This is a genomic window from Caulobacter sp. P4_E5 (assembly GCF_056401555.1).
Map to the genome: position 1 here is coordinate 1 of NZ_JBFUJD010000128.1, position 10,854 is coordinate 10,854.

General features: G+C 67.5%; 8 protein-coding genes. 1 reads left to right on the forward strand and 7 read right to left on the reverse strand.

Going from position 1 to position 10,854, the window contains the following annotated elements; translation table 11 throughout:
- A partial coding sequence (locus tag AC1DSO_RS23860; protein WP_477071177.1) for an EAL domain-containing protein occupies positions 1-2,148 on the reverse strand: 2,148 nt, incomplete at its 3' end.
- Between the two features lie 7 nt (positions 2,149-2,155).
- Entirely contained in the window at positions 2,156-2,776 is a 621-nt protein-coding gene (locus tag AC1DSO_RS23865) for a cupredoxin domain-containing protein (protein ID WP_477071178.1), read from the reverse strand.
- 261 nt (positions 2,777-3,037) lie between these two features.
- On the opposite strand from AC1DSO_RS23865, the gene AC1DSO_RS23870 reads away from it, so the two are divergent.
- Positions 3,038-4,150 carry an Mrp/NBP35 family ATP-binding protein gene (locus tag AC1DSO_RS23870; protein ID WP_477071179.1) on the forward strand — a complete coding sequence of 371 codons (1,113 nt, stop codon included), beginning with the start codon at positions 3,038-3,040 and terminating at the stop codon, positions 4,148-4,150.
- Between the two features lie 160 nt (positions 4,151-4,310).
- Here AC1DSO_RS23870 and AC1DSO_RS23875 read toward each other — a convergent pair whose 3' ends face one another.
- From AC1DSO_RS23875 to AC1DSO_RS23895, 5 genes are all read right to left on the reverse strand, one after another.
- On the reverse strand, positions 4,311-5,609 hold the full coding sequence (locus tag AC1DSO_RS23875) for an outer membrane protein transport protein (RefSeq protein WP_477071180.1): 1,299 nt from the start codon (positions 5,607-5,609) through the stop codon (positions 4,311-4,313).
- A 229-nt stretch (positions 5,610-5,838) separates the two neighbouring features.
- Positions 5,839-6,744 (reverse strand): SDR family NAD(P)-dependent oxidoreductase, encoded by a 906-nt coding sequence (locus tag AC1DSO_RS23880; RefSeq protein WP_477071181.1) that lies wholly within the window; start codon positions 6,742-6,744, stop codon positions 5,839-5,841.
- Positions 6,745-7,718: 974 nt separating this feature from the next.
- Positions 7,719-8,720 carry an HlyD family secretion protein gene (locus AC1DSO_RS23885; protein ID WP_477071182.1) on the reverse strand — a complete coding sequence of 334 codons (1,002 nt, stop codon included), beginning with the start codon at positions 8,718-8,720 and terminating at the stop codon, positions 7,719-7,721.
- Between the two features lie 19 nt (positions 8,721-8,739).
- A complete protein-coding gene (locus AC1DSO_RS23890; protein ID WP_477071183.1) occupies positions 8,740-9,489 on the reverse strand; it encodes an ABC transporter ATP-binding protein in 750 nt (249 codons plus the stop codon).
- A complete protein-coding gene (locus AC1DSO_RS23895) occupies positions 9,486-10,685 on the reverse strand; it encodes an ABC transporter permease (protein WP_477071184.1) in 1,200 nt (399 codons plus the stop codon). The genes AC1DSO_RS23890 and AC1DSO_RS23895 overlap by 4 nt, the downstream gene beginning before the upstream one ends.
- Between the last annotated feature and the right edge of the window lie 169 nt (positions 10,686-10,854).

Consider the following 10,854-nt stretch of genomic DNA (forward strand, 5'->3'; position numbering starts at 1 on the left):
CAGGCTGTGGGCCAGMTCGACCGTGGACTTGACCAGCAGGGCGTCCTTGCCGCCGGACTCCAGGGTCATGACGAAGGCCTTGTCGATCTTCAGTTCGTCGGCGCGGATCTGTTTGAGGTAGGCCAGGGACGACAGGCCCGAGCCATAGTCGTCGATCGAAACGGGGATCCCGGCCTCGGCGATCCGCTCGATGACGGTCAGCGCCATGTCCGGATTGCCGATCACGGCCGTTTCGGTGATCTCGAAACACAGGCGGGCTCCGGCGGCCGCGACCTCGGCGATGGCGTATTCGGCGAACTCGGCGTCGTCGATCAGGCGACCCGAGATGTTGACCGACATCACGACGTCATGGCCGGCGGCGCGCAGGCGGGCCTGGTCCTCGATGGCCTGGGCTAGCACGTAGTCGGTCAGGGCGCGGATATGGCCGGTCTCCTCGGCCATGCCGACGAAGAGGTCCGGGCGGATATAGCCGCGGGTCGGGTGGTTCCAGCGCGCCAGGGCCTCGATTCCGGTAATCGCGCCGGTGCGCAGGTCCAGCTTCGGCTGATGGTTCAGGAAGAGCTCGCCCTTGCGCACCGCCTCCAGCATCTCGCTCATCAGCGACAGGTTGGCGGCCGGGTCGCCATAGGCGACGGGGTCGAACACCATCAGCTTTTTGTGAGCGGCGCGGGCTTGGTCGAGAGCGATCAGGGCGCGCTCGATCAGCCGGGCGGCGTCGAGGCCGCCGGCCGGGGTCGCGGCCAAGCCATGGGTGATGTGGACATCGACGGGCTCGCCACCGATCAGAATGGGCGTTTCCAGGCCCGGCAGGAAGCCGTCGGCGCGGCGCAGCACGCCGTCTACGTCGCTGCTGGCGGACAGGGTGCAGAGGATCGAGGTCGTCAGGCGGCCGACGGTGACGCCAGGCACGGTCTCGGCGACCCGTTGGCCCAGCTTGGCGACCAGCTCGGTGGCCAGTTCGTAGCCGATGGCGGCGCGCACGGCGGGGAAGCGGTCGAAGCCGATGGCGCTGATCACCACCTGTTCGCCGGGCGCCAGGTTGGCCAGGCGAGCCTCGATCGCGCGTTCCAGGGCGCGGCGATTGGGCAGGCCGGTTTCGCCATCATGCAGCGCCTGCCGGGTCATCTCCGCCTCGCGCTGGCGGATCTCGCCGGCCATCAGGTTGAAGCTCTCGGCCAGGCGGCCGATCTCGTCGCGGGTGGTCACCTCGACGGTGACGTCCTCGCCGCGCTGCAGGCGGCGGGCGGCGATGTCCAGGGCGGTGATCGGCTTGGCGAGGCCTCGCGACAGCGCCCAGCTGGCGGCGGCGACCAAGGCCGCCCCGATCACGCCGACGGCGATCACCGCGGCCATCAGGGGGCGATACGGGGCTATGGCCCGAGCCATAGGGTAGCGCAGGACCAGGGCCGCGCCGCTGGCCTTGTCCAGGGTCTTGATCGGCTTAACCAGCACCAGGCTGTCGCCGCCGGGCAACAGGGTTGGCGCGCGCAGCTTGTCGCGCATGGCCTGGCCGACGAAGGCCGCCAGGGCGGTGTTGGCCGGGCCTCGATCGGCCGAGATCCATTGGCCGCCACGCTGGTCGAACACCTGGGCGTCCAGCCCTATGGCCGACAGTGTCTCCAGGGCCTGCATCTCGCGTTCGTCCAGCTTGGCCGCGAACACGACCCAGCCGGTCAGGGTCGGCGACAGGATCGGGGCCGAGATCAGCTGGTAGGGCTGGCCGTCGATGGCGAAGACACCCTGTGCGCCGTTCTCGGCGTCCAGGGCGCTCCACAGTTTCTCGAGATCAAGACGGGCGGGATCGAGGCCCACGACGTCACCGTCGACGCCAACGGTGAAGGCCAGGTCCAGGCCCAGGCGCCGGCGCAGGTTGGCGACGGCGGACGCCACGGTCGGGCCGTCGCGCGTGGCCACTGYGGCGCGGAAGCCGAAGTCGCGCGACAACAGCTCGGCGCCGTCCTGCAGGCGCTGGGTGCGCAGGGCCCAGACCCGGTCGAACACGGCGCCCGAGGCGGCCAGCTCCTGACGCACGGCGCCGCGGGCGTTGCTGGCGATCGCCACATAGACGGTCACCGCCACCAGGCTCAGCGCCAGGGCGAAAAGCCCGGCGTAGAGAACGGTCAGCTTGGTCTGGAGGCGCTGGAACATCGGCGTGTCAGTGATGGTCGGCAGGCGCGCGCAGCGCGACCGACACCGCTTCGCGGGCCGGACCGCCGCCGACGCTGGTGGTCGAGAGGGTCTTTTCGTTCTTCAGGCCGCGCAGATAGGGATGCCAGACCTTGGCGACGACGGGGCCGGCCGGGACATCCGCGATCGTGACCACGCCGCCGGCGTCCGTCTTGCCGGCATAGGCGGTGTCGACCACGCGGATGAAACCGACCATCTGGTCGTGGATGTTGCAGCCGACGGCCACGGCGCCGGCCGCGTTCATCTTGGCGGTGCGGTTTTCCTCGCGCCCGTACAGCTTGATCTCGAACTTGTTGCCCGGCGAGAATGAGTAGACGTGGTGGCGGACCTTATCGAGGTTCGGGAAGGTCACTTCGGCGCCGACCGGGACCACCAGCATGAACGGACTGAACTGGATGTTCTGCTGCGCCACCCGGTAAGGCCACGGGAACTTGATCGGCCCCTTGGTCGGTTGGCCATTCGGATAGACCATCACCACGGCGTCGAGCACGGGCCTGCCGTCGGCGCCATGCACGGTGACGGTGAGGTCACCGGCCAGCGCGCGGCCGCCCCAGAGCGCAACCATCAGCAGTAGTCCAAGGTGTCTCATCAGGTCTTTCGTATGCCATTCCGAGTGAAGTGCGCGTTAACGTAGCGCTTGAGGCGCAGCCCGATGGTCTACGCCAGATTTGACCTTTCGATTTACTTGGAAGTCTCAGCAAAAGCCTGTCGGACATGGCGCGCGGACCCTTGCACCGCGCCGCGTATCGGCGAGGTCATGTGTCCCACGGGAAGAAGGTGAGGGCGCTACGCACTTGTAAAACCAGACCACCGCGCGGATATCAGGCCCCTGACGAGAGGCCTGACTGACTTGAACGCTGACACCCCCGCCACCCTCGACGACGCCCGCGCGGCGCTGGACCGCATCGCCGACCCGGTGAGCGGGCAAGGGCTGGTCGCCGCCGGCCTGGTCCAGGGCCTGGTGGTCCGCAACGGCCGCGCCGGTTTCATGCTTGAGGTTCCCGCCAGTCAGGCCGCGATCTACCCCCCGGTCCGCGAAGCCGCTGAGAAGGCCTTGGCCGCCCTGCCAGGGATCCAGGTCGCCCAGGTCGTGCTGACCGCCCAGGCCGCCGAGGGCGCGACCCGCGTGCGCAAGGGCGCCAAGATCTCCGAGGACCCGCAGGCCCGCATGGTCCCGCCGCCCGAGGCCGAGAAGCCCGCCCACGTCCGCCACGTGATCGCCGTGGCGTCGGGCAAGGGGGGGGTGGGCAAGTCCACTGTCTCCACCAACCTGGCCGTCGCCTTCGCTCGCATGGGTCTGCGCGTTGGCTTGCTGGACGCCGACATCTATGGCCCCTCGGCCCCCAAGATGATGGGCGTCGACGGCGATCCGCTGTTCGAGGACAATAAGCTCCAGCCTCTGGAAGCCCATGGCGTCAAGCTGATGTCGATCGGCTTCATTGTCGACGAGGGCAAGGCGATGATCTGGCGCGGGCCGATGGCCTCGTCGGCCGTCCGCCAGATGATCCATGACGTGGCCTGGGGCTCGGAGGCCGCGCCGCTGGACGTGCTGGTCGTCGATCTGCCGCCGGGCACGGGCGATGTGCAGCTGACCTTGGTCCAGAAGCTGCGCATCGACGGCGCGGTGCTGGTGACCACGCCGCAGGAGATCGCCCTGATCGACGCCCGCCGCGCCGCGGCGATGTTCGAAAAGACCGCGACGCCGATCCTGGGCCTGGTGGAGAATATGGCCTTCTTCGCCGATCCTTCGACCGGCGCCCCGATCCCGATCTTCGGCGAGGGCGGCGGCGTGGCCGAGGCCGAGCGCCTGGGCGTGCCGCTGCTGGGCCGCGTGCCGCTCGAGATCGCCGTGCGGATCGGCGGCGACCAGGGGGTTCCCGCCGTGATCGGCGAGCCCAAGGGCGCGGCCGCGGAAGTGTTCGTCGCGGCGGCGCKGGCGTTGTGGGAGACGGTCAGCGACTAGGCTCCTGTCATCCCGGGCGAAGACCCGGGACCGCGACAGGCTCGGCGCTTCCGGCGGTCCCGGCTCGGCGCGCTTCGCGCTTGGCCGGGATGACAGTTTTTAATGAAAAGCCCGCCCAGAGTGATCCGGGCGGGCCTTCCGTTTCAGCGATGCGCCCGCCTTAGAAGCTGAAGCGCGCGCCTGTCGACAGCACGACGGCCGAGCCTTCCACGTCGCCGCGCAGGTTCACGGTCGAGCCGGTGGCGGTCACGTCGGTGCGGTTGATCTTACTCTTGTCGAACACGATGTAGTTGATCGCCGCGTCCAGCTTCAGATTGTCCGTCGCGGCCCAGGTGGCGCCGGTGGCGTACATCATGCGGTCACCGTCCGGCACGCGGGCGGTGCGGCCGACGTCCGGCGTCGGGGTCGGGTCGTACTGGACGCCGGTGCGCAGGGTCAGGCGCGGCGTGGCCTGATAGTCCAGGCCGACCGCGTAGGTGGTGATGTTCTTGTAGTCTTGAACGCTCGCGGTCGCGCTGGTCGCGAACTTGACGCGGATGGCGTCGAACTCGCTCCAGCCGACGCGGCTGACCGAGCCGTTCAGGGTCAGCTTGTCGTTGACGGCCCAGCGGGCGCCGAGATTGGCGATCCACGGCAGGGTGATCTTGGCCTCGCCGTCCGTCGAGAAGTTGTTGGCGGCCGGGATCGGGGCCAGCAGACCGCCGACGGTCACCGTGCCCTTCAGCTTCTGGTCGATCTTCGAGCGATAGCTGGCGCCGATCGTCAGGCTCTTGGACGGGTGCAGTTGAGCGCCGACCGTATAGCCGTAAGCCCAGCCGTCGCCCTTCAGCGACTGGGCGCCGTCGGGTTGCAGCGGCGAGATGTTCGGCAGGGCGTTGGTCAGTTCGGCGTCGGCGTACATGGCCGTGACGCCCACGCCCAGGTCGATCAGGTCGTTGACCTTGTAGGCCACGCCGCCGTCGACATTGACCGTGCGCAGCTGCGACTTCAGGGCGTCATAGCGGGTCCAGCTGGCCTTGCTGTACTCGGTGGTGAAGTTGTACGGCGCGGCGATCGACAGACCCAGCGAGAGCTTGTCGTTGATCCGGAAGGCGCCGCCCAGGTTCGGCACGATACCGTTGTTGATCGGCTTGGCGGCGCGGTTTTCGCCGCCGATCGGCGTCGTCAGGCCGGTTGGCGGGATCGGACGGGTGATGGTCGAGCCGTTGTCGGTGACCTTGGAGTCGACCAGGATGGCGTGGAGGCCCAGATAGCCTTCGCTACGCTCGATGCCGGCGATCGAGGCGGGGTTCCACCACAAGCTGCCAACGCCCTTGTCGGCGACTTCGCCGGAATAGGCGCGACCGGTGCCGCGCACCGACTGTTCCTGCAGGTAGAAGGCCGAAGCGGCGGCCTGGGAAGTGGCGACGAGCGCCAGCAGAGCGACGCCGGCGGCGAGGCTGGTACGCGAGAGAGACATGGTGACTGCGACCTTCTTGGGGAGGAGAAGTCCGCCGAGCGCCTTTGCGGCGCTCGAGGAGCGCCGCCTTTAACGCATCTGCTCAAATAGCGTTGCTATTAATTGACGTAGGTATGAATTTTGTCAGTTCTGTTAAAGAAACGAGGGCGCGAGGCCCTCGTATCAATCGCCGTTATGTCAAATGTTGCTCAAGCGTGGGTATTCGCGCGCCATCTATGCTTCCGTAACGTCAACCGCCGGACATCTTGCGGAAGAATTTCTGACCCTGTTCCCCGCCGTTGAAGTAGGCCTTCTGGCCATCCTCGGCGGTGATCTTGTTCCAGCTGTCGCGAACCTCCTCGGCCGAGAGGCCGCCTTCGCCCAGATAGACGCCTTCGGTCTCGTAGATGCGCGCCAGGGCGAAGGCGCCGGCCCCAGCGGTCAGGATCGCGCCGGTCGGGGCTTCGTCCGAGGCCAGGTAGATGACGCCCGGCGTGACGTATTCCGGAGCCAGCTTGGCCAGCACTTCGGGCGGCATCAGGCCTTCGGTCATGCGGGTGGCCGCGACCGGGCTGATGGCGTTGATCTTCACGTCGTTCTTGGCGCCCTCCAGCTTGAGGGTGTTCATCAGGCCCAGGATCGCCATCTTGGCCGCGCCATAATTGGACTGGCCGAAGTTGCCGTACATGCCCGACGACGAGGTGGTCACGACGATGCGGCCGTAGTTCTGGGCCTTCATGATGTCCCAGACCGCCTTGATCGGCTTGAAGGTGCCCCAGACGTGGACCTGCATGACGGCCTCGAAGTCCTCGAGCGCCATCTTGGTCAGGGTGCGGTCGCGCAGGATGCCGGCGTTGGCGATCAGGATGTCGATGTGGCCCCACTGGTCCATGGCCTGCTGGACCATGTGGGCGACGCCGGCGTCGTCGGTGACCGACGAGCCGTTGGCGATGGCCTCGCCGCCGAAGGCCTTGATCTCCTCGACGACCTTCTGAGCCGCTTCGGATGAGCCGCCCGAGCCGTCGACGCTGCCGCCCAGGTCGTTGATCAACACCTTGGCGCCGCGCCGGGCCAGCTCCAGGGCGTGCTGTCGGCCGAGCCCGCCGCCCGCGCCCGTGACGATCGCCACCTTGCCGTCGAAGCGGATGTCCGCCATGCCCAAGTCTCCCTCAAACGCGTGTTTGGTTTGACGCGTTTGTGCGGCGCGAGGGCAGGGGCGTCAAGGGCGCTGGGCAGCGCGCGCAAGTCCTCGACCTCACGCGGCTGTCTGCTGAAGGCATGGAAGGGAGGCGGAGCRCCGGGCGACGCCCGGAGGTGGATTTGAGTGTTACCGTTTCGACGAAGCCGAGCGCTCCGCGCAGCCGTTATCCGGTGAGCCCTCGACGCGCGGGGTTTTAACCTGCTTCCGAAAGAGGCCCCCGACGGGCGGGCCGGGGCGACGACCCCGGTCCCGGAATGCACGGGCGATTTCAGCCCATGCCTGCTGCGTCCGCCAAGCCTTCGCCGCCAGGGTTTTGTCCCGATGTTTCAGGGAACCCGCCGCTGGATCCGCCGCGAAGGCGAGCCTCCGAAGAGACCCGGCGAGCGCTACCCGCTCGACCACCCCTGACAGCCGTCACGATCGCCGGCCGGACGTCCCTTCCAAGCCGTCAGGTGGAGTTAGTATGGAGCGGGGTTGAACGCGGATCATTCAGATACGCGTAAAATCGACAAGCGATTGATTTTCCTAAATTCGATGTCGTGAACGCCGAGGATAGAAACGCGTCAATCCCCGTAGTCGGTGGGACAGTGAACGTTCCTGCGGTCGGATAGGGGTGGATGGCGGACATCCGGAATCCCTCTCTCTGGGAGAGAGGGAGGGGCCCGCCGCGAAGCGGTGGGAGGGTGAGTGGTTTCACCGCTACCGGAAAATCCCGAGCCTTCCATTGAAGTATCTCAAAAGTGAACCCGGGCTTGCACCGCCGCCGCCGCCGCTTTGGCCGGAGCGTCGTTCGGAAAGGGTGTAACCACTCACCCTCCCACGCCTGCGGCGTGGGCCCCTCCCTCTCTCTCAGAGAGAGGGGTTTGGGGAGCGTCCGCCTAGGGTCGAGAGCGGACGTTCGCCGTCCGCTCTCCTCCTTCGGCCTAGGCCTACTTCTTGGTCATGCCGCCGGCCACCGGCTGGGTGGGCTTGTCGCGCTTGATGCCGGCCTTCTGGCCCGGCTTCATGAACTTCACGAGGACGCGCTGGCCGACCAGCAGCGGGGCGCCGTCGGCGCTGACCACCACCTCGACGACGCGCTCGTCGCTGCGCTGGCTGGGATCGTCCGAGGCCAGCTTGCGGGCGCCGAACACGGCGGCGCGGCGCAGGACCTTGCCGAGATAGGTCAGGTCCGGATTGCTTTCCGGCTGGATCTCGACCTCTTGGCCGATCTTCACGTTCGGGATGTCGGCCTCGACGATCTCGGCGCGGACGATGCGCTGGGTGTTCGGCTCGAGGTCGAACATGGCGGTCACGTTCAGGGTCGAGGCGCCGGCGCCCGGATTGGCCTGGCGGCGGGCGATGCGGCCGTTGGCCGGCGCGCGGATGATCGTCAGTTCCTGATTGTACTGGGCCTGGGCGACCTGGGCGGCGGCGACGCTGATCGCGGCCTGCTGGGCGCCGATATTGGCCTGGGCCGAGGCGATCTGGTCGCGCGCGGCGTCCAGCTTCTGGGCGGCGACGTAGTTCGAGGCCGCCAGGCCCTGCAGGCGATTGTACTCGCGCTGGGCCGTGCGCAGCTGCACCTGGTAGAGCTGCAGCTGGGCCTTGGCCGAGGCCAGGCTGGCGGCCGCCGTCTGGGCGGCTAGGCGGACGTCGTCGTCTTCCTGCTTGGCCAGCGGCTGGCCCTGGGTGACGACGTCGCCTTCCTGGACGAACACCTCGCGGACGATGCCCTGGCGGCGCGCGGCCACCTGGATCACGCCGCCCTCGACGTCGGCCTTGCCTTGGGCGATGGCCGCGTAGGGCGAGGGCTCCTCCTGGGCGGCGGCCACTTCGAGTTGCTTCTTCTTTTCGGCGGCCTGTTTCTTCGCATAGAAGAAGCCGCCGCCGAGCAGCACGATGATGATCAGAACGACCCAGAAGGCGGGACGGCGCAGGAAGCCGGGCATCAGAGTTTCCCCCAGAAAATCAGTGGCTGAGCGGCGCGGGATTGGCGTCGGGCGTTCTACGCACGTCGTCCAGGATCCGGCCGTCTTCGATGTGGATGACGCGGTCGGCATAGGCCTCGAGCCGCGGGTCGTGGGTCACGCAGATCACCGCCGCGCCGCGCTCGGTGGCGGCCGCGCGCAGCAGCTTGATCACCGTCTCGCCGCTCTTGCCGTCGAGGGCCGAGGTCGGTTCGTCGGCGAAGATCAGGTTCGGGTTCTTGGCCAGGGCGCGGGCGATGGCCACGCGCTGCTTCTCGCCGCCCGACAGCTCGGACGGCCGCTGGTTGACGCGCGGACCAAGGCCCACCGATTCCAAAGCCGCCTGGGCGCGCCGCGAGGCCTCGCCGGGGCCGATGCTCTGGTACTTCAGCACCGTCATCACCTGCTGCTTGGCCGTCAGGGCCGGGAACAGGTTGAAGCCCTGGAAGATGAAGCCGCAGTGGTCGAGCCGGAACCGGTCGATCTTGCTGCGCGACAAGGACCACAGGTCGTCGGTGTCCAGCGCCGTGACCCTGCCCTCGTCGGGCTTCAGCAGGCCCGATAGCGCCGCCACCAGGGTCGACTTGCCCGAGCCCGAGGGACCCATGACCATGGTCACGTCGCCGTGCTTGGCGTCGAAATCCACCCCCTTGAGCACCTCAATGAAGGTGCGGCCGGTCTTGAAGCGCTTGACCAGGCCGTTGGCCGAGAGCGCGCTCTCGCCGCGTTTGTGGCTGTGATCGTTGCTCATCGCAGCAGGTCCGCGGGCTGGCTGTTCTTCAGGATGCCGAGCGACAGGAAGCCGGAGAGCATGGCGATGATCACCAGGAACACGGCCACGACGATCACCAGGGTCGGCGGGAAGTACATCGGCACGCCGCCGGCGCTGGCCAGCAGGGTGACCAGCCAGGTCAGCAGGCCCGCCGCCAGCACGCCGACGATGCCGACCCAGAAGCTCAGCTCCATGACGATGTTGCGCAGGTCGCCCATCGAGACGCCCAGGGCGCGCAAGCTGGCGAATTCCTTGATGTTGGCCATGATCGCGCCGCGCAGGGTCTGCCAGGTGATGGCCACGCCGATCAGCAGGCCCAGGAAGGCCGAGAAGCCCAGCATGATGCCGATGATCTGGTCGTCCAGCATGGCGCCGGAATTGGCGTCGGCCAGCTCCTGACGGGTCCAGGCGCGGAACTTGCCGTCCGCCTTCTTGTTCAGCTGCGCCGCGACGATCTCGGCGCGGGCCGGGTCGCGGATCTCGACCATCAGCGGGCCGACGCGCTGGCCGGTGTCGGCCTCGCCCAGCATCCGCAGGGTGTCGCGCGACATGACCAGGGTCGGCTGGATGATGTTCGGATAGCCGTGGGTGACGACGGCGATGGTGATGGTCTTGCCGTTGTAGAGGGCGCGGTCGCCCTTCTTGACGCCCAGGCGCTTGAGGGCCGTTTCGTCCACCGCCACGGCGTAGGGGCGGCGCAGGGCCTCGAGCATCGATTGGGTGTAGTCGGTCGGCACGGTCACATAGCCCGGGATCGCGTCGATCACCGTGACGTTGACGAACTCGCTCTTGCGGGACGAGCCGCCCTTGCCTTTGCCCTTGCCGGCCTTCTTGGCGCGAGCCTCTTCCTTGGCCTGCTGCTCAGGCGACAGGATGTTCTGGAAACGGCCGCCGGAGCCGTCCAGCGGCGCCACCTGGACGACCTCGGGATGGCTGTAGACCAGCGGAATCATCCGACGCGGCAGGCCCGAGGGGCCACCGAACAGCGCCTTGGCGCCGGGGCCCAGCACCATGACGTCGGCGCGGGCGCGGTCGATCTGGGCGGTGAAACCCTTGCCGATGCCGACGAACATGCCGACCTGAGCCAGGACGAGGAGGCCGGAAAAGGCCAGGGCGACTACGGCCGCCATATAACGACGCCACTCATAAAGAAGAGTGGCCAAGGCCAGCGACATTCGAAACCGTGCTCCCCCAAACCGACGGTTGCAGCAATGAACGGCGATCGTCGAACGTCCAAGTTAAATCGGGGTAAGGCGGATTTCTGTAGTGAAATATTCGTCAGCGAGGCGAAGAAGACTGGTTGAACCCCATGGTCGAGGTTAAGCGACGAATTCAGTGCAGCGA

What these genes read in the sequence shown, in the direction of transcription:
- AC1DSO_RS23865 (WP_477071178.1), bottom strand. Translation starts at nt 2,776, where the DNA reads ATGAGACACCTTGGACTACTGCTGATGGTTGCGCTCTGGGGCGGCCGC.
- AC1DSO_RS23875 (WP_477071180.1), bottom strand. Translation starts at nt 5,609, where the DNA reads ATGTCTCTCTCGCGTACCAGCCTCGCCGCCGGCGTCGCTCTGCTGGCG.
- AC1DSO_RS23880 (WP_477071181.1), bottom strand. Translation starts at nt 6,744, where the DNA reads ATGGCGGACATCCGCTTCGACGGCAAGGTGGCGATCGTCACGGGCGCG.
- AC1DSO_RS23885 (WP_477071182.1), bottom strand. Translation starts at nt 8,720, where the DNA reads ATGCCCGGCTTCCTGCGCCGTCCCGCCTTCTGGGTCGTTCTGATCATC.
- AC1DSO_RS23890 (WP_477071183.1), bottom strand. Translation starts at nt 9,489, where the DNA reads ATGAGCAACGATCACAGCCACAAACGCGGCGAGAGCGCGCTCTCGGCC.
- AC1DSO_RS23895 (WP_477071184.1), bottom strand. Translation starts at nt 10,685, where the DNA reads ATGTCGCTGGCCTTGGCCACTCTTCTTTATGAGTGGCGTCGTTATATG.